The organism is Pseudomonas sp. A125 (assembly GCF_055409485.1).
Genome location: NZ_JBUZVP010000027.1, coordinates 41,800 through 65,667, shown reverse-complemented (window position 1 = coordinate 65,667; position 23,868 = coordinate 41,800). Strand labels below are relative to the sequence as shown.

Here is a 23,868-nt window from a genome sequence, read left to right as displayed (position 1 = left end):
ATGTTCGACAGAATCCTCGCGCTTATCGTTTTGTCGTTGGTATTGGGTGTGCCCCTTGGCCTGATCTTTCTGGTCACCGGGCAGTTCCTGATGGACTTCGTATTCTTCTATCCGTTGTTCATGTCCGGCTTGTGGATCGCCGGCGGCCTGTACTTCTGGCTGCACTGGGAACGCCACTGGCCATGGGCGGACGACACGCCGGCGCCGGTATTGGCCGGCGAACCGCTGATCTCGATCCTGATCCCTTGCTACAACGAAGGTGACAACGCCGCCGAGACCATCGGCGCCGCGTTGGCCCAGCAATACCGCAACATTGAAGTGATCGCGATCAACGACGGCTCCAGCGACAACACCGCCGCCGTGCTTGATGCGCTGGCGCTGAAAGAGCCGCGCCTGCGGGTGCTGCACCTGGCGCAAAACCAAGGCAAGGCGGTGGCCTTGCGCATGGGCGCGGTAGCAGCGCGCAGCGAATACCTGGTGTGCATCGACGGCGATGCGTTGCTCTCGCCGAACACTGCGGCGTACCTGGTGGCGCCCATGCTCGACAACCCGCGTCTCGGTGCCGTCACCGGCAACCCGCGCATTCGCACGCGCTCCACCTTGATCGGCCGGGTGCAGGTGGGCGAGTTCTCTTCGATCATCGGTTTGATCAAGCGCACCCAGCGGGTCTTCGGGCGGATCTTCACCGTTTCCGGCGTGGTGGTAGCGTTTCGGCGGGCGGCCCTGGACCGGGTCGACTACTGGAGCACCGACATGATCACCGAAGACATTGACGTGAGCTGGAAGCTGCAACTGGACCACTGGAGCATCTTCTACGAGCCCCGCGCGCTGTGCTGGATCCTGATGCCGGAAACCCTCGGCGGCCTGTGGAAGCAACGCCTGCGCTGGGCCCAGGGCGGCGCCGAAGTGCTGTTCAAGAACATCCGGGGCATCTGGCAATGGCGCCATCGCTACCTGTGGCCGCTGCTGTTCGAGTACTGCCTGTCCACCGGCTGGGCCTTCACCTTTTTGCTCTCGGTGATTTTCTGGGCCGTGGGCAAAGTCGTGACGCTGCCTGCCGCCATCGCCGTCGACTCGCTGATGCCGCCGGCCTTCACCGGCCTGCTGCTGGCGGTGGTGTGCCTGGTGCAGTTCGCGGTGAGCATCATGATCGACCGGCGCTATGAAAAGGGCCTGTGGAAAACCCTGTTCTGGACTGTCTGGTACCCGCTGGTGTTCTGGCTGGTGAGCCTGTTCACCACCCTGGTCAGCTTCCCCAAAGTGCTGTTCCGCCAACACCAGAAACGCGCGCGCTGGGTCAGCCCGGATCGCGGTATCAAAGCCCCCATCAAGGAACTGCAACCATGAACCTGATCCGTACCCAACAGCGCCCGGTGATGTGGGCCATCGACGTATTCCTGACCCTGCTGGCCTGGGCCGGGCTGATTATCTTGCTGATGCGCGGGCTGGTGCCGATGCTCGACAGCCACGGCGGCCCGCGGATCGATGCGCCGATTTTTGCGGCACTGGATACCTTGCAGATCTACCTGTGGATTGCCGTGTTCAACGCAGTGGTGCTGATCAGTTGGGCACGCTACCAGCAGCGACGTGGCAAGCACTTTGCCCAGCGGCGCTCGGCGGCCAAGGCCTTGAGCGACCAGCGCTTGAGCGACAGTTTCAGCCTGGGGGAAGGCGACCTGGAACAACTGCGTCGCCCGGGTGTGCTGGTGATTCATAACGACCAGGAGGGCGGTGTGCAGGAAGTGACGGCGCACGTGTCGCGGCATGTGGAGCGGCCGGGGCTGAAACGGGTGCCGGGGCAGGAGCGGGCCAAGGAAGTCGGTTAGCCTGGATGCCGAAATATGGGATCCAATTCACAAAACAACCGCGAACTTTTCTCATCTTTTGGCTACTAACCAGTCTTGATACCGGATTGATGGCCAAGTAGTAGCAGCTGTAAGCGCCACGGTTGAAGGTGTATCAAAACTGTTACCGCTTGTCGGAATAAAAATTCCAATTGCAAGCGATTAAGCGTTGCATGATTTATTTATTGTTAATAATCAGCAACTTATAGGCCTGCTAATCATAGTTTCCAACTAAGCCAGAATCTTGGCCCACCGGAAGTTCGATGTTAGTTTGCCGGCCCCCGCTTTTTCGACGGATCGAACATGTCTTTATTACTGCCACGGACTCGGCTGCTGCTGGGCGTTTGCCTGCTGACTTGCTTCGCACTCAATAGTGCGGTGGCGGCGCCTACGCCTGGCGATCAGGACCTGATCCGCGACCGGCAAAACCGTCTGCTGGAAGAACAGCGCCGGCGCCTTGAAGAACTCAAGGACCTGCCCGGTAAAGAAGCCAAACCCCAGGCGCCTGCGACCCCGGCCGACACCCGTTGCTTCCCGATCAAAGACATCGAGCTCAAGGGCGCCGACAGCCTGCCCGCGACGGATCGCGAGCGCCTGCTCAAGCCTTATATCGGCCAGTGCCTGGGCGTCTCCCAGCTCAATCAAGTGCTCAAGGCGATCACTGACTACTACATCGACAAAGGCATGGTCACCAGCCGTGCCTACCTGCCGCAGCAGGACCTTTCCACGGGCCACCTCCAGGTGTTGGTGGTGGAAGGCAAACTCGAAGGCCTGAAGGGTGCCGACGGCAGCAACCTGTCCCAACGCGAGCTGGCCATGGCGTTTCCCGGCAAGGTCGGCGAGCAGCTCAACCTGCGGGAAATCGAGCAGTTGGTGGACCAGTTGAACCGCTTGCCGTCCAAGCAGGCGCAAATGGAACTGACCCCCGGCAGCCAGGTGGGCGGCAGTGAAGTACAGGTCAAGAACGTCCCGCAAAAGCCCTGGCGCGCGAGCCTGTCGCGCAATAACGACGGGCAGAAAAGCACCGGCGAACAGCAATGGGGCGCGGGTCTTGAGTGGGACAGCCCCCTGGGCCTGGCCGACCAGTTGGTGTTGCGTGGCGGCCACGATGCCGTCAGCGACCACCAGAAAACCTCGAAAAACACCATGCTCTACTACAACGTGCCGTGGGGCTGGTGGAACTTCAGCTACACCTACAGCGAGAGTGATTACCGCACCTATGGCGTGACCAACGCCTTTAAATTCAAGCAGAACGGCGACAACGAGAACCACCAATTGCGCGCCGAGCGGGTGATCCATCGTGACGACGTGAGCAAGACCTCGGTGAACGTCGGCCTGTCGCACCTGCGCACCAACAACTACATCCTCGACATCCGCACCGAGCCCAGCAGTAACCGCCTCAGCGAACTGCAACTGGGCATCAATCACGGCCGACGCATCGGCAATGCTTTCGTCAACCTCGACCTGGGCATGCAGAACGGTATCGGCGCCTTCGACGCCCAAGCCGAAAACGAGCGCGATCAGTACGGCAATCGCCTGCCCAACGCGCGCTACCGCAAGTACACCGCCACTGTCAGCTACTTGCAGCCGTTCACGCTGTGGGGCGAGTCGTTCAGTTTTTCCAGCCTGGCCACCGGCCAACGCAGTGAAGACATCCTGTTCAGCCCGCAGCGCATGAGCCTCGGCGGTTCGGCCTCGGTGCGCGGTTTTAAAGACCAGCAGCTCACCGGCGACAGCGGCGGCTACTGGCGCAACGACGTGCGCTGGGCGCGCCCGGTGACCTGGGACTGGATGCGCCCGGCCTTCGCCGAATACGGTGCCAGCGTCGGCTATGACCAGGGCGTTATCCGCAACGACCGCTACAACGACAACCTGCACGGCCGGGTTTCGAGCAACTCCCTGGAGCTGTTCGCCCGTGGCAAATACGTCAGCACCAGCGTGACCTTTGCCCATTCCCTGGAACGCCCGGCAGTGATGAGCGAGCGCGAAGCGCCGATCTACTTCCGCATGGATTTCTTCCTGTAATTCAACGCCCCGTTACATCGAGAATATGACAATGGATGTTCGCCACTTTGCCTTCCTGGCCCGCCAGCCTTCTGCTGCGCTGAAACCGCGAGACTCGTTCTTCGGCCTGCCCAAGCGTGGCCTGGTGCTGATCCTGGCCAACGCGCTGTTCTGGCAGCCGCTGCTGGCCCAGGCCGAAGGCATTGTGGTCAGCGCGCCGGGCACCACCGTCGGCCAGGCCGGCAATGGCGTACCGGTGGTGAACATCGCCACCCCCAATGGCAGTGGCTTGTCCCATAACCAATTCAAGGACTACAACGTCGGCCCCAACGGCGTGATCCTCAACAACGCCAACGGCCCCATGACGAATACCCAGCTGGGTGGTTACATCGTCGGCAACCCCAACCTCAAGGGCGGCGCGGCCAGCGTCATCCTCAACGAAGTCAACGGCGGCAGCCCCAGCCAATTGCGCGGCTACACCGAAGTGGCGGGCCAGTCGGCCAAGGTCATCGTTGCCAACCCGTATGGCGTTACGTGCAGCGGTTGCGGCTTTATCAACACCCCCAACGTAACCCTCACCACCGGCAAACCGGTGCTCGACGCGAGTGGCCAGTTGCAGCGCTATCAGGTTGACGGCGGCGCCGTGACCATCGACGGCCAGGGCCTGAATGCAAGCAACGTCGACCGCTTCGAAATCATCACCCGCTCGGCCAAGATCAATGCGCAGATCAACGCACGGGAATTGACCGTGATCGCCGGGCGTAACGACGTCGATGCCAAAAGTTTGAAAGCCACCGCGCGCGCCGATGACGGCAGCGCCAAGCCCGAACTGGCCATCGACTCCTCGGCGCTGGGCGGCATGTATGCCGGCGCGATCAAACTGGTGGGCACCGAGGCCGGCGTGGGCGTGAAGCTCGACGGCACACTGGCTGCCAGCGGCGGCGATATCCAGCTCGATGCCAATGGGCACCTGAGCATGGCGCAGACAGCGGCCACCGGTAACCTCAAGGTCACCGCACAAAGCGTCAACCTGACCGACAAGGTTTACGCCACCGGCAATGTGCAGGTGAGCAGCGCCGAAGAATTGGTCAACCAGAAGAGCCTGGCCGCCGGCCAACGCATCGAACTCAACGCGATCAAGGTCACCAACCCAGGCACCATCGAAGCGGGCGTACAGGTAGACAACAGCCGCAATGCCACCGGCGACCTGGTGGTGAACGCGCAGACCGTGAACACCAGCGGTAACCTGCTGGCCAGCCGCGCGTTGGCGATCACCGCCGCGCAGGCGCTGACCAACCAGGGCAGCATCATCCAGGCCAAGACCGTCAGCGTCAGCACCGCCAAGCTGACCAACCAGGGCGCCACCGCGCGCCTGTTCGGCGAGCAGAGCCTGGCGATCAGCGCGCCGGCGATCGTCAACCTGGGCGGGTTGATTCGCTTCGGTGCCGAGCAGGCGGCGACGCTGCAAACCGATTCGCTGGATAACCGTCAGGGCCGTATCCAGGTGGCGGGCGGCAGCTTGACCCTCAACAGCGGCGCGCTGAATAACAACGGCGGGCAGATTGTCGCCGACGCCGTGACGGTGAACGCCGCCAGCCTCGACAACAGTGGCAAGGGCTTGATCAGTGCCGAAAAAGGCGCGCTCAACCTCACCGTCACCAACGCTTTCAACAACAGCCAGGGTCATGCCCAGGCTGGCACTGACGTGAACCTCACCGCCGGCGACCTCGCCAACCAGGACGGCAAGCTGGTGGGTGGGCAACTCACCGCGACCCTCGGCAGCCTCAGCAACAACGACGCTGGCGTGTTCAGCGCGGATGCCGGCAAGCTGACCTTGACCGTCGCCCAACACTTGAACAACGCCAAAGGCCATCTGCAGGCCGCCCAAGGCGACATCGAACTGCACGCCGCGAGCCTGGATAACCAGGGTGGCGCGATCATCGGCAAGCAGTTGCTGCTGGAGGCTCGGAACGGGCAGATCGACAACCGCGCCGGGCGTATCGTCGGTGACCAACTGGACGTGCGCGCCGGCAGCCTCGACAACCGCAATGCCGGGTTGTTGGCCGGCGGTGCGCCGGGTGTGAGCGTGGTGCTGGGTGATCAATTGCTCAATACCCAGGGCCGTATTCAAAGTGAGGGTGACTTGCTGCTGACCGGCAAGCGCCTGGGCAACAGCGCCGGGATCCTGCTGGGCAAGGCCCTGACTGTCAGCGCGCAAGACCTCGACAACAGCAGCAAGGGCGCGCTGGTCAGCAATGACGGCGACATCACCCTAAACATCAGCAACCTGCTGACCAACACCCACGGCGTGATCGATGCCGCCGAGCGCAGTGTGCTGGTCAAGGCCCTGACCACTCTCAACAACCAGGGTGGCACCTTGCGGGGCAAGCGCCTGGATATCGCGGCGCAAACCCTCAACAACGACCAGGGCCAACTCCTGGCCGGCAACCAGGGCGTGAGCTACCGTGGCCAGGACCTGAGCAACCGTCAGGGCATGATCCTCAGCGGTGGTGCGGCGGCAGACCTGACGCTGGGCACCTTGAACAACCAGGGCGGCACCGTGCAGGGCGACAGCCTGACGCTCACCGCCGACAGCGTCGACAACAGCCACGACGGCACCAAGGCCGGCTCGATGACTGCCTTGAAGAGTGACCTGCAACTGACGGTCGAAGCCTTGACCAACCGTGGCGGCAAACTGTTCGGCAAGGAGCACGTCACCGTCTCCGGCGCCACACTGGACAACAGCGCCAACGGCCAGATCAGCGGCAACCAGCTCACCCTGACCTCGCGTGCCCAACTGACCAACCAGGGCGGCCTGATTGAGTCCAACCAGGGCCTGACCTTCAATGGCGCCAACCTCGACAACAGCGCGGGCGGCCAATTGCGGGCGATGGAAGGCGCCAGCAGCACGCTGACGGTCACCGACCAACTGAATAACCAGAACGGCATTCTTGAATTCGCCAGCCAGGCCTTCAGCCTCAATGCCGGGCATTTGAATAACCAGGCCGGGCAACTGCAGCACGCCGGCGCCGGCGTGTTCAGCCTCAATACCAGCAGCCTCAGCGGCAGCCAGGGCAGCATCAATGGCCTGGGCACCGCCGACTGGTCGTTTGGCCGGGTCGATGGCCTCGGCCGCGTGCAACTCAATGAAGCCTTGCACTACACCAGCACCCAGGGCCTGAGCCTCAAGGCCGGCGACCGCCTGGCCAGCGCCAAGGGCCTGACCCTGGATGTCGCCAGCCTGGATAACGCGGGCGAGTTGCTCAGCGACGGTGACCTGAGCGTCACCCTGACCGGCGACATGACCAACAGCGGCCGCCTTTCGGCCCAGCAAAAACTGAGCGTGGTCGCCAACAACCTCAGCCAGAACGGCGGGCGCCTGGCCGGCGGCACCACCACCCGGATCACCCTGGGCGGTACGCTGGATAACCTTGGTTACCTCACCGCACGCCAGCAACTCGACATTGCCGCCGCACACATCAACAACCGCGGCACCCTCGGTTCACAAGGCAGCGTCAACCTCAGCGCCAGCAATGGCATCAGCAATGGCGCGGACACGCTGCTGTTCAGCGGCGGTGATCTGACCCTGCGCGGGAACAGCTTCAGCAACCTGTACGGCGACGTCTACAGCAAGGGCAACCTGAGTTTCGCGGCGCTCGATGGCGGCATGGCGGCGGGCTTCAGCAACCTTTCCGGCACGGTTGAAAGCGAAGGCAATATCGGCATCAGTGCGCGGAATGTGGAGAACGCCAAGGCTGAATTCGAGTTGGGCCAGACCGTCACCACCGGCAGCCTCAATTGGCAGTGCGGCCAGCACTGCGGCGGGCACGACTCGTTCAAGCGCGGTCAAATCACCATCAACCAGACCTACCTTGAATCCGCGATCAAGGACTCGGCCTCTGCGCGCCTGGTGGCGGGTAAAGACCTGCTGATCCAGGGCGACAACGTCCAGAACCGCTACAGCCTGCTGGCGGCCAATGGCAACCTGAGCATCACCGCCAACGACCTGCTCAACCAGGGCGCCGCAACCCGCACCGGGCAGAACACCATCGTCATCGGCACCCCGGAGCGCATCGACACCGGTGAGTGGGACCAGATGGAATACCTCGACGTACCCGCCTTCAACGCAGCGGTGGCGGCGGGTAATTTCGATAAGGCGCGCTTTGAGGTGCTCAAAGCCCGGTCCAGCGACTGGCGCTTCTCCGAACAAAGCAACGTCACTACCTGGACCGACAACGGCGGCCCGGGCTACACCGCGACGATACAGGCTGGTGGCGCGGTCAACCTCAACGTTGCGCGTAGCCTGCAAAATGGCACGTTGCACACAAATACCCTGGAGCAACTGACCGGCACCCTCGGTGACGACCAGACCGGCGTCCCCGTCGGCGGCATCAATATCAACCTGAGCAAGCACGTCAACGACGCCACGGCCCAGGCGCCGAGCAGCGTATTGCCGGTGACCAGCATCGCGCCGGACGGCCGCTACGTACCCGTGGACTACACCGGCGAGTCCTTCACCCCGGTCGACCCCACCACCGCGCCCGGCTTCCAGTTGCCCAAGGGCGACTACGGCCTGTTCATCAAAAACGCCGACCCCACCAGCCACTACCTGATCGAGACCAACCCGAACCTCACCACCGTGGCGGGCTTCTTCAGCTCCGACTACATGCTCGGCAAGCTCGGCTACAGCCCCGACAACGCCTGGCGTCGCCTGGGTGACGGGCAATACGAGTCACGGCTGATCCGCGATGCCGTGCTGGCGCAAACCGGGCAACGCTTCCTCGCCGGTGGACTGACCAGCGACTACGACCAGTTCCGCTACCTGATGGACAACGCCCTGGCCAGCAAGGACGCCTTGCGCCTGAGCGTCGGCGTGTCCCTGACTGACCAGCAAGTCGGCGCCCTGACCCACGACATCGTGTGGATGGAAAACCGCGTGGTCGACGGCCAGACCGTGCTCGTGCCGGTGCTCTACCTGGCCCAGGCCGACTCCCGCAACGTGCGCGGCAACAGCCTGATCCAGGGCCGCGACCTCAACCTGATGACCGGCGGCGACCTGATCAACGTCGGCACCCTGCGCGCCAGCAACAACCTCTCGGTGGCCAGCAGCGGCAGCCTCTACACCGGCGGCCTGATCGAGGCCGGCAACAACCTCAGCCTGCTGGCCCAGGACAGCATCCGCAATTCCATGGCTGGCGAGATACGCGGCACCCAGGTCAGCCTCACCACCCTGAAGGGCGACATCACCAACGACAACACCGCCATCCAGGTGCGCCAGGGCGCCGGCATGCGCACCCTCACCGACAGCAGCGCCGGCACCATCACCGCCCGCGAAAACCTGGCCATCGACGCTGGCCGCGACCTCACCAACCACGGCGCACTCACCGCCGGCGGCGATGCCGACCTGAAAGCCGGGCGCGACCTCAACCTGATCGCCGTCAGCGACACCAGCGAGATCCACGCCTTCAGCGACGGCGGGCACAAATCCAGCATCACCACCGACGTGAAAAACCAAGCGGCCACGGTCACGGCCGGCGGCAACCTGAGCATGGTGGCGGGGCAAGACGTCAACATCATCGGCAGCAACGCCACCGCGGGCAAGGACCTGAACATTCAGGCCGGGCGCGACCTCAACGTCGCCTCCGTCAGCGAAACGCACAACGTCGAAGGCAAGGAAAAGGACGGCAAAAAACGCATCAAGACGGCGGACGAGCAAACCACGCAGCTGGCCAGTGTGCTGACGGCGGGAGGGGACTTTAAGAGCCAGGCCGGACGCGACACCACGCTGGTGGCGAGCAAGATCAGTGCGGGGAATGAGGCTTATCTGTATAGCGGGGATAAGTTGAATTTGCTGGCGGCTGAGAACAGTACGCATACGTTGTATGACATGAAAAAGGTCAGCGGTTGGGGCAACAAAAAGACCCAGCGTGACGAAGTGACTCGCGTGACCAACGTCGGTACTGAAATCAAGACCGGTGGTGACCTCGTGCTTAAGAGTGGTGGTGATCAGACTTACCAGCTCGCCAAGCTTCAGAGTGGGAAAGACATCACCCTGGACAGTGGTGGTGCCATCACCTTTGAGGCGGTAAAGGACCTGCATCAGGAAAGCCACGAGAAGACCAATAACAATGCGTTTTGGGTGTCTTCCAAAGGCAAGGGCAATACAGATGAAACCCTGCGTCAGAGCCAGTTGATTGCCGAAGGCAACGTGGCAATCAAGGCCGTCGATGGTTTGAAAATCGACATCAACCAGGTTAACCAGCAAACCGTTAGCCAGTCCATTGATGCGATGGTCAAGGCGGATCCGCAGTTGGCGTGGATCAAGGAAGCGGAAAAGCGCGGTGATGTGGATTGGCGTCAGGTCAAGGAAATCCACGACAGCTTCAAGTACAGCAACTCGGGGTTGGGGCCGGCTTCGCAAATCATCATTGCAATTGTGATGGCAGCAGTCGTCGGGCCTATGGCCGCCGTCGCCGCAGGCGGAAGTACGGTGGGCGCCGTCGCAGGCGCGGTGGCGGCGGGTGCCTCAACGAACGCGACCGTCAGTGTTATTAATAATCGAGGCAATCTTGGCGCGGTGCTCAAGGACGTGACTTCTTCGGATGCGATGAAGGGGTACGTCATTTCTGGCGTTACGGCAGGTCTGACGGCAGAGTTTTTCGGTGATTGGACTGGAACCGAAACAAACACGGCGACTGGGAAAATTACAACGCCGGGCATCCTGAATAGCTGGAGCGGTGTTGGTCAATTCGCAGCCAACCAAACGCTGCAGAGCGGTACGTCCATGCTGTTGAGCAAGGCGCTCGGACAAGGTGGCAGTGCCAGCGATGCGCTGAAAAACGCGTTGTTTAATACCTTGGCGGCTGCCAGTTTCAATTTGTTGGGTAATTACACCAAGAATGTGTTCGCAGACGGTTCCGCACCGAAGGTTGCGATTCACGCCATGGTCGGTGGGTTGCTGGCAGAGGCCACTGGAGGAGACTTCAAGACCGGCGCCTTGGCAGCAGGGGCAAGCGAGGCATTGGTCACCCATCTGGACGGCTTGGTTAAAGGTGACGATAACTTGCTTACGATGAGTTCGCAGATTGTCGGCGTGCTGGCAGCAGCAGCACAAGGCGACGCGGACGCGGCTACGCTGGAAAAAGGTAGTTGGGTGGCGCAAAACGCAACGCAATATAACTATCTGAACCACAATCAGCTTGAGAGAGCAGCCAAGAAGATAGCGGCGTGCACGGACACTTCCTGCATTGAAGACACCACACGTAAATTCAAAGAGTTGAGTCTTCAACAAGATATTGACGCGATCGCCGGCTGTAAGGCTGATCCTTCGACGTGTGCAGCGCGGTCTAAAGAAGTCGCCAATACCATGGCGGATCTCAACCCAATCAAAGACATCGTGGAGTACGGCTCGCCGAAGGCTCGAGAAGCAGTACAAAACCTCATCAATTCGAACTTTGAATTCCAGGAGATGTTAGCGACAGCGACGACTGAGCATACGGTCGGGGCGATGGTCGATACGCTTAAAGCAAAATGGAATTTGAGCGACGCGCAGGCGCAGGAAATTACGAACGATCTCAAAATCGCGCTTGCAGTTGGGTTAGGTACAGCGGCGGGAGCCTTGGCTTACAAGCGCGCCGTTGCGGCCAGCAAGAGAGAGACCCCGCCACCTTCAAGGCCGGATCTCATGCCGCCGGAAAACGGCAAAAATGTTTGGGATCTTGAACCTCGGACGAGAGGTAGGCAGATTGAGACAACACTTACGGATACGGACTATAAGGACTGGGCCCGAACGGACAACCTCATCAATCCCAAGACCGGGCAACCCTTTAAATCCAATAACTTCCCAGTTATTGACTTCCAGCTCGACACTAATGTGGTGAGTTTGAAAACGATTGATACCCGAGGTAAAGGGTGGTCTTATGACATGAGAACCCATATGGATACCTTGCAAAGTTCAAAAATTACCGTGGATGGCGTACCGGCAACGAAAGTTTTGGACATCCGAGTTCAACCGGGCGGGATGGCTGACGCGAGCAAGCTTATAGAGTATGGAAAGCAACGTAATATTACTGTGATTATTAAAGAGTTCGGTGGCTAATCATATGGCTGAAATTGAAGTTGTTTTTAGCGAGAGGCTACATGATGGCGCTTCAGTTGTATGGGGGCGGCTGATACAACAGCTCAAAAACTTTAATGAGGATGCCGTCATTGATGGCTTTACCGGCAAGAAAATGGGGTTGGCGGATGTTTCGAATTACTTGAAGAAAAACAAGTGCCAGAGTTTTTTTATTGAGCTGGCGAACGGTTCTGTCGAGTTTTCGTATGTGGCAGATAAAGCGTTTTATCGGCTTGATATAAAACGCTTGGCGAATTCGATTGAAGTTGCACAGCTCTTGATTGAAGCTTTAATTGATGACCCCGGCTTTGTTCAGGCTCGAATTTACGATGCCGAGTATGATCGATGGCAAAATGCCGAGAGTCTTACGCTCTTTGAAGTTGAGCGCGTTGAACACGCTCATCTGCCCAAGAAAAGTAATGGGCTGCCTTTTCCGCTAACCCAAGAGATCGTAGATATATCAAAAAATCCTGGGCGTTGGGTTTTAAGAAACGGCTACATTGAGGCGGTTGGCGCTTTCATGTGGGTAAGCAAATCCTTGCTTCAGGTAGTGGGTGTCGACGAAAAAAAGTTAATGGATATCGACTGCTTTGCAGTAGAAGATTTGGGCGGCGTTTTGAAAATTGCTGCCTATAACCAGTGCTTCACTACAGCGGTAGGGGCTCAGGCAGAGAGGCAGGCCTTGCTGAGAAAAGTTTTGTTTAACGCGTGAATTAGAGCGAGAGTCGGGCGCGGGAAATAGGGTTCAGGCCACGGTTTTCTAATTAAAGTATTAATGGTGGTCTGACCCCTATTTCTCGGTCGATGATATAACAGGATTGCCGAAAAGATACTATTGGGAGCCGGGCATGAAATCTATCAAGGAGAAAAAATGATGTTGATAGGAGGATATGTCTTGGACCCTGAGCAAGGAAGACTACAGATACCTATCCTCCATCAGCCGACAGCTGAAGCGGTCGAAGCCATTGTCCGACAATATGCTTCTCGTGATGGCGTTATTAGCTTAGTAATCGATCCCGAACCTGAGTACGGTCCATATAAATTAAATCTGTACACGGATTCTGGAAACTTTTTCCTCATGTTGTCCCAATATCTCGAAGATGGTGAGCATGATGTAAAAACTATCAGTAATCAGCGTGCAGGAGCAGAAATGATAGAGATTTTAGGCGACCGATATCCTGCGAGGTCAATGACGAAAGATATAAATTTTATCTGCTCGTGCTTCAAAGAGTTTTTGCGCGTCGGTAACGTTAGTGAGTCAAAGTTAGTAATTTTGTAATCACAGAAAACTGGGGTCAGACCACGTTTAAGGCTGGCAGAGATGCTCTTTAAAAACACCAGAGTTAGTAGAATAGTGGTCTGACTCCTATTTTCCCTGTTTCCATGAGGAAAACGAGAGTGAAGAAAGTAAGCAGCATTCTTGGAAAGCACCGACACTGGCTGTCCCGTTCGCCTGTCGTGGTTGCTCAAGAGCTTGAGTTTCTGGACGAGGACTTGGCCAGTGATTCTTTGCTGGGGTTTGACAACGTTTCGGACTCACTGGGAATGCTTGCGGTTCATTATGGCATTCAGGGGGAAGTTGCCATTTTCGACGGCGATGAAACCGGCTGGGAGAACGTCGCCCGTTCGATGATGTATCGCTACTGGGCACTGATGTTAAAAGCCAGGTCCTTCTCCAACACGCGTTTTCTTCAAGGCATCAAGACGGTGCCTGACCTGAGCAATCATCTGAGCCATGCCGCGTGTCTGCTCGCGGCCTTCATGGCGGCAGACCGGCGTGACCTGGCGTCATCGACGGCCGATGTGTTGGCCGGGATGCTGTCTGTGCCGGGCGCCGTTGATGCGCGTTTTATGAAAGCACGCCACTTTGAGCCTTTCATGTTGTGGCTTTACTCCGTTTATTCGCAGCAAGGCGCCGTTGCACAAATCGAGTCGATGAACCTGGGCATTTATCAGTCGGTGATAGACAACTGGAATGACGAGCAACAGTTGGCAGTGGTGCTGGAGGAGCTTGGTCGGTATCACCTGGCCAATGCGCAGGACAATGGCGGCGCCTGGAAACCCGAATTCAAAAGCCCGCCGTTTGATTTGTTGTTGGTGGAGGTTGGCGCGATTTACCGGGCGCGCCAACAGCTTGGCCTGCCATCACCTACCGTGACGAACCCGCTGCTTTACGTGGGAACGGCGGCATCGAGACACTTGGTGTTCTCACCTGACGAACTGGTCGTAAGGGTTGAATCCGCTTACAGGCGTTTTTTTGGTGGAACATGAAAGCAGTCAAAGCCCCGTTTTTATCTCCGCCCTGGCCATCAAGGGGGCGGCGCTACCGCCGCCCGGCTTTTACTCAGGAGGGATCGGCAGTGAGCCGGCGACTGATGACATCCAGCAAATCACACCCATCGCGCAGCGGAATGGCCAGCAATTGGGCGAAGTCTTGAAGCACCACGGCATCGCTGCTGAGCGGGTCGCGGAAGGCCAGGTTTTCCAGCAGTTGGGTGACGGCGCGAATCCTGTACACAGCGGCGTCGTGGAGGACATCGAGGGGCGCATGGGTATCGATAAGCAGGGCGGGGACGGTGCAGTCGTGGCCCGTTAGGGGCATATATTGGTTCATCTTTGACTCTCTACTTAAGTGATTGAGGCAATCACTCAAACGTCGCCAAACGAATGGGTGACAGCTGTACGCAGGTTGGCGAACCGGCAGTAGAGAAAACCGGCAGACCCTAAGGTCTCCCGCGCACAGCCGTCATAGAACGACTTTGCAGGCGAGCAAGTGGCTGCAAAAAGCCACCAGCTTACGCATTCTCTACCGTCAGGTCGCCAAACCTGAATCGCCATGTGGGCGACGGCCCGGACTATAAGCCCGCACCCAAACCCACGCAAGGCAGCAAAGTACTGGCCCACTCCCAATGCCTCATGTCTTCACCCCCATCGCCGACACCCTGGCGATGATTAAACGCATCCACCCACCACCAACATTAAAGGACTGATGTGAAAAACCTTCTCCTGATTCTCCTCTCCACCCTCATCCTCGGCGGCTGCGTCAGCCAGCCCCTCACGCCCGAGCATCGTGCGCAGGTCAAGACGGTCAAAGTGCTGCCCGTAAAATGGGAAAAGAACATGGTCTACATGGGGCGTGAACAAGCCTGGGGTGCAGCCCTGGGTGCCGGGCTCGGCGCGGGCGTCGGCATGGCCAGCGGCGCGTCCAAGCTGGGCACGGCGGCCTTGAGCGGCGCGGGGTTTGCCGCCGGCATGAAGGCGGGGCAACTGGCCGAGATGTCGACGCCGGCGGCGATCCTCACGGTGATGGACGCCGAAAATATCGACTTGGGCGTGTTGCTCAAGCAGGCCTTTATCGATGCCTTGGGTAAGACGTCATCGCTCAAGGTGGTGGGTGACGACGAGCCGGCCGATGCGCAGATTCAACTGACGGTGGGCGAGTGGGGTTTTCGCCTGACCCAGGGTTTCAGCAGCGTGGTCTACCCAACGCTAACCGTGGTGGCGCGCATGGACCGTGGTGACGAGATGCTCTGGCGCACGGTGGAGACGGTCACGCCGTTCAATGGCCAGAATGTCTACGGCTACACACCGCTCACTTATCGCACTGATCCTGAGGCATTGCGCCGCGCGTTGACGGGTATCACGCAGATCTCCGGGAGTTATCTGGTGAAGGAGCTCAAGTAGACCAGCGAGAGGTTGCCGCGTGGCTTGCGGTGGCTGATCTCAACGCGGTGGTTATTGATAGAACCCGCCGAGCACCTTGAACATTTTGTATATCCCAGTGTCTTTACCTCGCCCACCCGCAACCGGTCGGGCTGCATGGACTGCAGCGTTTTCAAATGACATTAAGGATTAATGTGAACCTTGCCCCCCAAACCTCTTTTCTGTCACCGCCCGCTGCGGTGCACAGGCGCGCGCCTGCGTTTCAGGAAGGCGCCGCGGGGCAATGCATTCGGATCAATTGATCCTTCTCAGTACACCTACTGCCGCCGGGCCTATTGGCGGCTTTTAATGTAGTTCATGGAGTTTGAAATGAAGCGTAAGCAGTTCCAGAAAAGCCTGTTGGCACTCATGGTCGGCGCAATCAGTGCGCAAGCGCTGGCGGTGGAATTCGACCTGGGGCAGGGCAAGAACATTTGGGTCGGCGAGACCTTCAATGAGTCATTGATTATCAACGGGACGTTCTCCGAAGTAGTGGTGCCGACCACCACCAACCCTGCCGGACTGGGTGTGGCCAACACCACTATCCAGGGTTCGTTGATCAACCGTGCCGACATCACTCTGGATTCCCAGGGCGCCGCCATCCGTGCGATTGCCCTGGACCCGCTGTTCTGGTCGGGCCCGCAAAACCTGAGCCCGGGAACTGTCACCGGGGACGTGGTCCAGGCGGGCAACATTCTTATGAAGAATGGGGGTTACGAGGGGCTTGAGATCGGCGCGACGACCATCGGTGGAAGTGTCATCAACTCCGGCACCATCCGTTCCACGCTGCCCCTGACGCCGCCGGCTTCACCTTCCTACGTGGATGGCGGCGAAGGCATTTACCTGCATGGCACCACCGTCGCCGGCGACGTCTCCAACACCGGCGTAATCGACTTGAACGGTGATTACTCCATCGGCCTGATCCTCGACCGTCAGAACAATCTGGGCACCACCGTCGGTGGCAAAATCCTCAACGCCGGCACGCTCAAAGCGACGGGCGAGGGCGCCTGGGGCATCGAGGTGGAAACCGACACCAACCCTCTGCGCATTGAAAACAGCGGCCTGCTTTCCGCCAACGGCAATGACGCCAAGACGGTGATGTTTCTAAACGGTAAGGTCGACTACATCCTCAACACCGGCACCCTTGAGGCCACGGGCACCAACGCCAATGCCTTCGAGTTTGCCGGGGCAACCTTTGCCCAGAACAGCGCGACCGGCGCGCGCGGCATCGTTAACCGCGGCACGATCAGCGCCGATGGCACAGCCATTCACGTGGACGCTGCCGATCAGGCTTCGGCGTTTGAGATCAACCAGCAAGCCGGCGAGATCCGCAGCAACTCCGGCACCGCCATCGACGCCGCCAACCTCGCCACGCTGAACTGGACCGGCGGCAAAATCACCGGCGACCTGCTCAACTTGAGCGCGGTGAATGTCGCAGGCCAAGCCGATTTCACCGGCAGCCGCATCATCGCGCCGGTCTCGATCAACTCCGGCTCGCTGAACCTTTCCGCCCCGGGCACCACGATCACCGGCGACCTTAACGTTGCCAACGGCGCGGGCATCGATATGCACCTGTCCGACAGCGTCGTGCCGACCACGCCGTACCTGAACGTGAATGGCAACGCCACGTTCGCCCAGGCCTCGAAGCTGACGGTGAGCGCGCAGCCAGGCGACTTCGCGCGCACTAACAACGGCACCCAATACACCTTGTTGCAAGCCACCAGCGTGCAGAACAACGGCCTGTCGGTCGCCAGTTCGTCGTCGTTGCTCGACGTGCTCAGTTACTCGGCCGACGCGCAAACCGTCAAGGCGGTGGTGGCGGTCAAGGACAACCAGCAAGTGCAGCAAGAGCTGGCCGGCGTGGGCGCCAGTGCCGCAGCAGCCACGGCGGTCAATACCTTCAAAAATGATGTGCTCGGCGGCCTCAACCAGAACGATCAAGTGTTCCAGGCCCTGGCCAACGCCGGTACTGCGCAGCAACTGGCGCAAGTCAGCGAACAGCTCAAGCCGGACGTCAACCGCGGCGCGCTGGACGTGGCGCTGTCGGGTCAAACCGTGATCAACGGCGCGATCTTCAACCGCCTCACCGACCAGCGCGAAAGCCATCAAACCGGCGGCGTGTGGGTGCAGGGCCTGAGCAGCAACATGGACCAGGACGGGCGTGGCGGCAACAACGGCTACTCGGCCAACAGCAGCGGCATGGCCGTGGGTGTGGACGGGCGTTTGAACGACACCACCACGTTGGGCGTGGCGTACAGCTACCTTAACTCCAACATCCATTCCGACCTCGGCAACAAGACCGATGTGGAGGGCCATGCGCTGTCGCTGTACGGCAACTGGTCGCTGCAAAACTGGTTTGTCGACGGCAGCCTCAGCTATGGCCATAACGACAACGACAGCAAACGTCATATCGCCGGCACCACAGCCAAGGGCAGTTACGACAGCAATGTGCTGTCTGCCAGTGTGATCGGCGGCTACAGCTTCAAGCCGTCGCAGGCCGTGGTGATCGAGCCGCGCGTGGCAGCGCGTTACGCCAACGTGCGCATGGACGGTTTCGACGAGAAGGGTTCTTCGGCCGCACTGAGCACCCAGTCGCAACGCTATGAAGTGGGCGAGCTGGGCGCTGGTGTGCGCTTGGCGGGCAACTTGCCAATGGGCGCCGGCAGCCTGCAGCCGGAAGCAACCTTGATGGCGTATCACGACCTGATGGGTGATCGCGTCGCACAAACCTCCAGCTATGTGCTCGGCGGTTCTGCGTTCACCGTCACCGGCGCTTCGGTGGCGCGTGACAGCTATGAAGCCAGTGTCGGCGTGAACTATCAGGTGTCGGACTTTACCGTGGGTGCCAGCTACACCCGCCAGGCCCGCAGTGGGTTTGATGCCGATGGGGTGATGCTCAAGGCGCGGTACGCGTTTTAAGTTTTACAGCCGATAGGAAACGGCGTCGGGCTGCGGTTCTCCCACGTAGCCCGAGCCAGATTTTTAACTGTGTTCAAGGAAGTAACCATGAAAAAGACCTCACTGCTAATCCTCGCCCTGGCCTTGGCCGGCTGCCACTCCACTGCCAGGAACTCCTCGCCAACCCTGCTCAAGGACGGCGTCCAGTTGCAGCAAAACAAGGTCGAGGTGGATGCCGAGCACGCCAAAGTCATCATGAAGGCGACCGGCTTTACCTATCCGGTGCAGTTCTCCGTACGCCGTAGTTCCGATGTGGACCAGCGTCCGGAAATCCTCGGGACGGTGGTGGATTCCGGCCGTGGCAAGGTATTCGGCTGGATCGCCAAGATGAACGAAGTGGGCAACAGCGCCGTCGCCAAACGCTTCCCTCAGTTGGAAGTGCAGGCTGACCCGGGGCAGCCCTTTGAAGTGATCGGCGAGTCACGGGTCTACAACGCCAACTACGTCGGCCTCGTCAAAACCTATGTATATGAATGCGGCCCCATGAGTTCGAGCTTCAAGCCTGAGAAGCAAAAGGTTTACCTGGTGGAGTTCGTGATTATCGGGAAGGGGTGTGAGCAGCATGTGTATGACGTGACTGCGCCTAACGAGCGTGTCCCCGTGGCGACTGTGGCTCCTGCGGCGTGAGCCAGAGCCTGGCGCCAATGCAAATCCGATAGTCGCTCAGGTATCGACGGGTACCGCCGGGCTCCATGGCAACTGAAGAGGCGCTGATGATTTCTGCAGATGACGTTGATGGCCTGCTTGAAGATATTTTCGAGGGGCGCAAGGATTTGGCGGTGTTTGTCGCTGATGGCAGGTACTACTACCTGGCAGACGACAAGGGAAATTTCTGTATCGATGTCAGGGCTGAATACAGGAGCTATGTCGAGAGTGGCGTCATGGACAGTAGCCTCTATGACCAGGCCGTTTCCGAGTTCAGAGGAGGCGTTCCGGTCCTGGAGGTGAATACCTTTCAGCGCTATCTGGATAGCGACAGCGTCAACGTTTATTCGCTGGAGTGGATGGTCAGTTTCTTCACCTACGGTTACTCCGCTGCCTACCTTGGCGAATTTCATAACCATATCGAGGCCGTTCTATCTGGCCACACGAAGCCTCGTCTGGATGAATGCGAAAAAATGCGAATGAGGCTGCCCCGCTTTTATGTGGACCTGGATAGCAAGGTGTTCCGGCATGTTGATTGGGACAGGTTTCATGAGTCCTATGTGCCCTCGGACTGGGACGGGCAGCCGTCTGGCTCATTCGCGGAGCTGATCCCGAAAGAGCAAAGGTATTGGGTTGTGGATGGCATGGACTTTTGGGCGTTGTACGCCTGATGGAGGGTTAGCTTCGTCGCCTTGGCGATAAGTTGGCCAGTGCCGTCGTGCCCCACTCGAAGTAACACACGCACCCGCGCAGGAGAAATACCGTGGTAATGACATTGGTCATGGTTGGACTGGGACTGGCAATTTTGATGCAGCTGGCCATTTTTTGTGTGGCCGTAAAAAACTCGCTGGTGCATGCGCTGCTGTGCCTGTTTATCCCTTGTTATGTGTATGTTTATGCCAGAAAGGATCGCCAGGCCAGGCCGTTCCTTTGGGGGTGGTACGCCGGTATTGGCTTGCTGGCCGCTGGGGCTATTGCTTCAAATTGAAGCAGGACTCGAAAAGGCGCCGGCAACGCCGTAAAATGAAGTCAAATTGACATCATTCAGGGAAGAGTTCAGACATGCGCGTTGTTGCTTTACTCCTGGCATTCAGCTTTCTGGCTGGCTGCGCCTCTAAGCCGGCTTACTACATTTCCCCCGCACCGGTTCACATCCCCAAGACCGCCACCTATTGGCTCGATACCTTCGACGTTGAAGTCGTGGGCAAGAACCCACGCTTCCTGCCTGATGACAAAGTCCGCGAGCAACTGGGTGTCGACCTGGTCAACCGCCTGATCACGGCCAAGCGCTACGCCACCAGCAAGGAAAGCGCCGACTATCTGTTGGATGTGAAGGTCGTCTACGCCCGTCATTTCCAGGATTCGAAGGGCGGGATCGCCACCGTGCTCGTTGATGACAACACGGTCCTGACCAGTGTGGATTTCAACTACCTGGTCAAGGTCAAGAAGGCCGGTGCCGAGGTATTACACTTCGCCAAAGACCGCGACAGCCTGGTTCCCGCGGGCTTGTTTGGCCAATGGCAGCAATACAAGACGATCGGCGGGATCGTCAGCAATACCGGCAACACCAGCGTCGAGCCGTTTTACACGGGCGTGTTGAGCCGCTTTATCGTCGATGATTTGCGCGATATTCCGTCACGCTAAGTTGCTTTAACCCGAATCACCAATCCCTTGCGTCTGACCTTGTGAACGGATCATTCACTCACGAGGTTCAGACCATGTCCCGTCCAATTCTGCTGTTGCGTCCTGCCGCCCAAGGCTTTGCCGTGACCCTGCTGGTGGCGCTTGCCGGGTGTGGGCTTTCTTCATCCCGTGATGTGGCCAAGCCTGCTGAATCGGCACCTGTCGCGCCGCTGCAAAGGGAGCCCGCCAGCGTTCAGGGGGCCATGGTCAAGCGGATGGTTGCTCCTGCACCGATGGCGTCGCGGTTGGTCATGAACGACGCCGTCGCCATGCAATACCAGGCCGAGCCTCGGGAGCAATATCAGAACCTCCCGGACAACCCGATCCGCAGCGTGGCCGAAACGCCGGTTTCCACCTTCAGCGTTGACGTCGACACCGGCAGCTATGCCAACGTACGACGTTTCCTCAATCAAGGCAGCCTGCCGCCCGAAGGTGCTGTGCGACTGGAGGAAATGGTCAATTATTTTCCCTACGACTACGCCCTGCCTACCGACGGCTCGCCCTTTGGCGTGACTACGGAAGTTGCACCGTCGCCGTGGAACCCTCACACCCGACTATTGCGCATCGGCATCAAGGCCTCGGACCGCGCCGTGGCGGACCTGGCACCGGCCAACCTGGTGTTCCTGGTAGACGTGTCCGGCTCGATGAATCGCCGCGAAGGCCTGCCGCTGGTCAAGAGCACCCTGAAGTTGCTTGTGGACCAATTGCGCGACCAGGACCGCGTGTCGCTGGTGGTCTATGCCGGCGAGTCGCGGGTGGTACTCAAGCCCACCTCGGGCCGGGACAAAACCACGATCCGCAACGCCATCGACCAGCTGACGGCAGGTGGCTCCACCGCCGGCGCTTCGGGTATCGAAATGGCCTACCAAATGGCCCGCGAAGGGTTTATCGACAAAGGCATCAACCGGATCCTGCTGGCCACCGACGGTGACTTCAACGTAGGCGTGAGCGACTTCGACAGCCTCAAGCAGATGGCGGTGGACCAGCGCAAAAGCGGTGTGTCACTGACCACCCTCGGCTTTGGTGTGGATAACTACAACGAACACCTGATGGAACAACTGGCCGACGCTGGTGATGGCAACTACGCCTACATCGACAACCTGCGTGAAGCCCGCAAAGTGTTGGTAGATCAGCTCAGCTCGACCCTCGCCGTGGTGGCCCGGGACGTGAAACTGCAAGTGGAATTCAACCCGGCACAGGTCAGCGAATACCGATTGCTGGGCTATGAAAACCGCGCCTTGAAGCGTGAGGATTTCAACAACGACAAAGTCGATGCCGGAGAGATCGGTGCAGGGCACACGGTGACGGCGTTGTATGAAATTGTCCCGAAGGGTGAACAGGGTTGGCTGGACCCACTGCGCTACGCATCGGCGGCCAAGGCTGACGGTAAAACTGATGAGTTGGCGATGTTGCGGGTACGCTACAAACCAGCGGAAGGCGGCGATAGCCGACTGATCGAACACCCGATCAGCCGCGAGCAGAGCGACAAACCCAGCGACGACTTGCGCTTCTCTGCCGCCGTGGCCGCCTTCGCCCAGCAACTCAAGGGTGATGGCCGCTACACTGGCAGCATGAGTTTCAAGGACACCGCCGCATTGGCCCGCTCCGCCCGGGGCGACGACCCCTTCGGTTTGCGCGGCGAATTTGTGCAACTGGTCGAATTGGCCCAGAGCCTCCAGGCCCCGGCCAAACACTGACCCACCTCAAAGGAGTGCGCCACCTGATGGATTCACCCAGCGACGAAGCCCTGCTGTCCCGCTACCGCAGCGGCGACGGTGCAGCGTTCGAGGCCCTGTACGCGCGGCATCGACAGGGCCTGTACCGGTTTCTCGTGTCCTTGAGCAACAAGGCCGAACTGGCCGAGGAAGTGTTCCAGGACACCTGGGTCAGCCTGATCCGCAGCACCAGTGAGCCACAGGGCCGGGCGAGTTTTCGCACCTGGTTGTTCCAGATTGCCCGCAACCGCCTGATCGACCACTGGCGCAAGCACGGCGTCCACAACCCGCTGCACGACAGCTACGATGAGCAGCTTCACGGCCAGCCCGACGACAGCGCCGGGCCTGAGCAACTACTTAGCCTGAGCCGCGACCAGGCGCGCCTGGACAGCGCGTTGCAAGACTTGCCCGAAGACCAGCGCGAAGTGTTCCTGCTGCGCCTGCACGGCGAGCTGGAAGTACCACAAATCGCCGCGCTCACCGGCGCCCCACTGGAAACGGTAAAAAGCCGCTTGCGTTACGCCCAGCAGAAACTGCGCCGACTGCTGGCCGAGGAGGTACCCGCATGACTGATCCCCGACCTACCCAGGACTCGAACGACGACGTGCTGATCGAGCATTTCCGTCAACACACCAGCGGCGAGCCGCCGGCTTCCCTGGACGCCTTCATCCTGGCCACCGCCCACCGCGAAGCGCCCGTGCGGCAACCCGGCCTGTGGCAGCGCTGGTTGCAGGCCTGCCAACGGCCGCGCTGGCAGATGGCATTTGCCACCGTCGCGGGTGTGGCGCTGATGATTGGCTTGGTCACGCGCTCGCCGGTGCCCCAGCCAGACTTATCTACAGGCACTTACGCGGCGGCTCCGCAGGAACTGGCCCACCCGGCCCCGGCAGCCGCGCCGATGGCTCGATTCTCCGTGGCGCCGCAGGCCGATAGCGCGCCGCAGGTGCAGGCAGAAGTCGCGGGCTCGCTGGCGGATGAGCCGGTGGCGAAGATGAGCAAACGCGCGGCTGTTGTGCTGCCGCCGCTGGAGCAAGGGCTGCAGGAAATCCTGCGGTTGCGGCAGGCGGGAGAGGCGAAGGTGGCGGATGAGAAGCTGCTGGAGTTGCATAAGCGCTTTCCCAAGGAAGACCTGCCGGCGCGGTTGGAGGCGTTGCAGAAACCCTGAATCGGCGCCCACAAAAAAGCCCCAGGTCTTTCGACC

Annotated in this window: 17 protein-coding genes; 16 read left to right on the top strand and 1 reads right to left on the bottom strand. The window is 59.7% G+C overall.

Annotated features, from left to right (window positions below):
- From pgaC to ACZRN6_RS28340, 7 genes are all read left to right on the top strand, one after another.
- Entirely contained in the window at positions 1-1,347 is a 1,347-nt protein-coding gene (pgaC, locus tag ACZRN6_RS28370) for a poly-beta-1,6-N-acetyl-D-glucosamine synthase (protein ID WP_322142709.1), read from the top strand.
- Positions 1,344-1,826 (top strand): poly-beta-1,6-N-acetyl-D-glucosamine biosynthesis protein PgaD, encoded by a 483-nt coding sequence (gene pgaD, locus ACZRN6_RS28365; RefSeq protein ID WP_464009368.1) that lies wholly within the window; start codon positions 1,344-1,346, stop codon positions 1,824-1,826. The genes pgaC and pgaD overlap by 4 nt, the downstream gene beginning before the upstream one ends.
- A 321-nt stretch (positions 1,827-2,147) precedes the next feature.
- On the top strand, positions 2,148-3,869 hold the full coding sequence (locus ACZRN6_RS28360; protein WP_322142711.1) for a ShlB/FhaC/HecB family hemolysin secretion/activation protein: 1,722 nt from the start codon (positions 2,148-2,150) through the stop codon (positions 3,867-3,869).
- Positions 3,870-3,900: 31 nt separating this feature from the next.
- Entirely contained in the window at positions 3,901-11,946 is an 8,046-nt protein-coding gene (locus ACZRN6_RS28355; protein WP_464009367.1) for a two-partner secretion domain-containing protein, read from the top strand.
- 4 nt (positions 11,947-11,950) lie between these two features.
- Positions 11,951-12,676: a hypothetical protein gene (locus ACZRN6_RS28350; RefSeq protein ID WP_464009366.1), complete on the top strand. Its 726-nt coding sequence runs from the start codon at positions 11,951-11,953 to the stop codon at positions 12,674-12,676.
- Between the two features lie 159 nt (positions 12,677-12,835).
- Positions 12,836-13,243: a DUF6911 family protein gene (locus ACZRN6_RS28345; protein WP_464009365.1), complete on the top strand. Its 408-nt coding sequence runs from the start codon at positions 12,836-12,838 to the stop codon at positions 13,241-13,243.
- Between the two features lie 119 nt (positions 13,244-13,362).
- Complete coding sequence (locus ACZRN6_RS28340) at positions 13,363-14,235, top strand: hypothetical protein (protein ID WP_322142715.1); 873 nt, start codon at positions 13,363-13,365, stop codon at positions 14,233-14,235.
- A gap of 73 nt (positions 14,236-14,308) precedes the next feature.
- Here the strand turns inward: ACZRN6_RS28340 and ACZRN6_RS28335 are convergent, their stop codons facing one another.
- A complete protein-coding gene (locus ACZRN6_RS28335) occupies positions 14,309-14,566 on the bottom strand; it encodes a hypothetical protein (protein ID WP_464009390.1) in 258 nt (85 codons plus the stop codon).
- 389 nt (positions 14,567-14,955) lie between these two features.
- On the opposite strand from ACZRN6_RS28335, the gene ACZRN6_RS28330 reads away from it, so the two are divergent.
- The 9 genes from ACZRN6_RS28330 to ACZRN6_RS28290 all read left to right on the top strand — a co-directional run bounded on the left by ACZRN6_RS28330 (position 14,956) and on the right by ACZRN6_RS28290 (position 23,832).
- Positions 14,956-15,648 (top strand): hypothetical protein, encoded by a 693-nt coding sequence (locus ACZRN6_RS28330; RefSeq protein ID WP_322142716.1) that lies wholly within the window; start codon positions 14,956-14,958, stop codon positions 15,646-15,648.
- A 348-nt stretch (positions 15,649-15,996) separates the two neighbouring features.
- Positions 15,997-18,585 carry an autotransporter family protein gene (locus ACZRN6_RS28325; RefSeq protein WP_464009364.1) on the top strand — a complete coding sequence of 863 codons (2,589 nt, stop codon included), beginning with the start codon at positions 15,997-15,999 and terminating at the stop codon, positions 18,583-18,585.
- An 87-nt stretch (positions 18,586-18,672) separates the two neighbouring features.
- On the top strand, positions 18,673-19,251 hold the full coding sequence (locus tag ACZRN6_RS28320) for a hypothetical protein (protein WP_464009363.1): 579 nt from the start codon (positions 18,673-18,675) through the stop codon (positions 19,249-19,251).
- A 65-nt stretch (positions 19,252-19,316) separates the two neighbouring features.
- Positions 19,317-19,940: a hypothetical protein gene (locus ACZRN6_RS28315; RefSeq protein WP_464009362.1), complete on the top strand. Its 624-nt coding sequence runs from the start codon at positions 19,317-19,319 to the stop codon at positions 19,938-19,940.
- A gap of 98 nt (positions 19,941-20,038) precedes the next feature.
- Positions 20,039-20,257, top strand: coding sequence for a hypothetical protein (locus ACZRN6_RS28310; protein WP_318304607.1), 219 nt, complete (start codon positions 20,039-20,041; stop codon positions 20,255-20,257).
- A 74-nt stretch (positions 20,258-20,331) separates the two neighbouring features.
- Positions 20,332-20,913 carry a hypothetical protein gene (locus ACZRN6_RS28305; protein ID WP_322142720.1) on the top strand — a complete coding sequence of 194 codons (582 nt, stop codon included), beginning with the start codon at positions 20,332-20,334 and terminating at the stop codon, positions 20,911-20,913.
- A gap of 74 nt (positions 20,914-20,987) precedes the next feature.
- The gene (locus ACZRN6_RS28300; protein ID WP_464009361.1) at positions 20,988-22,649 is read left to right on the top strand and encodes a vWA domain-containing protein; all 1,662 of its coding nucleotides are present in this window, start codon (positions 20,988-20,990) and stop codon (positions 22,647-22,649) included.
- 26 nt (positions 22,650-22,675) lie between these two features.
- Complete coding sequence (locus ACZRN6_RS28295; protein WP_464009360.1) at positions 22,676-23,236, top strand: RNA polymerase sigma factor; 561 nt, start codon at positions 22,676-22,678, stop codon at positions 23,234-23,236.
- A complete protein-coding gene (locus ACZRN6_RS28290; RefSeq protein ID WP_464009359.1) occupies positions 23,233-23,832 on the top strand; it encodes a hypothetical protein in 600 nt (199 codons plus the stop codon). The genes ACZRN6_RS28295 and ACZRN6_RS28290 overlap by 4 nt, the downstream gene beginning before the upstream one ends.
- Positions 23,833-23,868 lie beyond the last annotated feature (36 nt).

Excerpts from the sequence above, each read along its gene's own strand:
- pgaC (WP_322142709.1), top strand. The coding sequence starts at position 1 with ATGTTCGACAGAATCCTCGCGCTTATCGTTTTGTCGTTGGTATTGGGT.
- pgaD (WP_464009368.1), top strand. The coding sequence starts at position 1,344 with ATGAACCTGATCCGTACCCAACAGCGCCCGGTGATGTGGGCCATCGAC.
- ACZRN6_RS28360 (WP_322142711.1), top strand. The coding sequence starts at position 2,148 with ATGTCTTTATTACTGCCACGGACTCGGCTGCTGCTGGGCGTTTGCCTG.
- ACZRN6_RS28355 (WP_464009367.1), top strand. The coding sequence starts at position 3,901 with ATGGATGTTCGCCACTTTGCCTTCCTGGCCCGCCAGCCTTCTGCTGCG.
- ACZRN6_RS28350 (WP_464009366.1), top strand. The coding sequence starts at position 11,951 with ATGGCTGAAATTGAAGTTGTTTTTAGCGAGAGGCTACATGATGGCGCT.
- ACZRN6_RS28345 (WP_464009365.1), top strand. The coding sequence starts at position 12,836 with ATGATGTTGATAGGAGGATATGTCTTGGACCCTGAGCAAGGAAGACTA.
- ACZRN6_RS28335 (WP_464009390.1), bottom strand. The coding sequence starts at position 14,566 with ATGCCCCTAACGGGCCACGACTGCACCGTCCCCGCCCTGCTTATCGAT.
- ACZRN6_RS28325 (WP_464009364.1), top strand. The coding sequence starts at position 15,997 with ATGAAGCGTAAGCAGTTCCAGAAAAGCCTGTTGGCACTCATGGTCGGC.
- ACZRN6_RS28320 (WP_464009363.1), top strand. The coding sequence starts at position 18,673 with ATGAAAAAGACCTCACTGCTAATCCTCGCCCTGGCCTTGGCCGGCTGC.
- ACZRN6_RS28315 (WP_464009362.1), top strand. The coding sequence starts at position 19,317 with ATGGCAACTGAAGAGGCGCTGATGATTTCTGCAGATGACGTTGATGGC.
- ACZRN6_RS28310 (WP_318304607.1), top strand. The coding sequence starts at position 20,039 with ATGACATTGGTCATGGTTGGACTGGGACTGGCAATTTTGATGCAGCTG.
- ACZRN6_RS28305 (WP_322142720.1), top strand. The coding sequence starts at position 20,332 with ATGCGCGTTGTTGCTTTACTCCTGGCATTCAGCTTTCTGGCTGGCTGC.
- ACZRN6_RS28300 (WP_464009361.1), top strand. The coding sequence starts at position 20,988 with ATGTCCCGTCCAATTCTGCTGTTGCGTCCTGCCGCCCAAGGCTTTGCC.
- ACZRN6_RS28295 (WP_464009360.1), top strand. The coding sequence starts at position 22,676 with ATGGATTCACCCAGCGACGAAGCCCTGCTGTCCCGCTACCGCAGCGGC.
- ACZRN6_RS28290 (WP_464009359.1), top strand. The coding sequence starts at position 23,233 with ATGACTGATCCCCGACCTACCCAGGACTCGAACGACGACGTGCTGATC.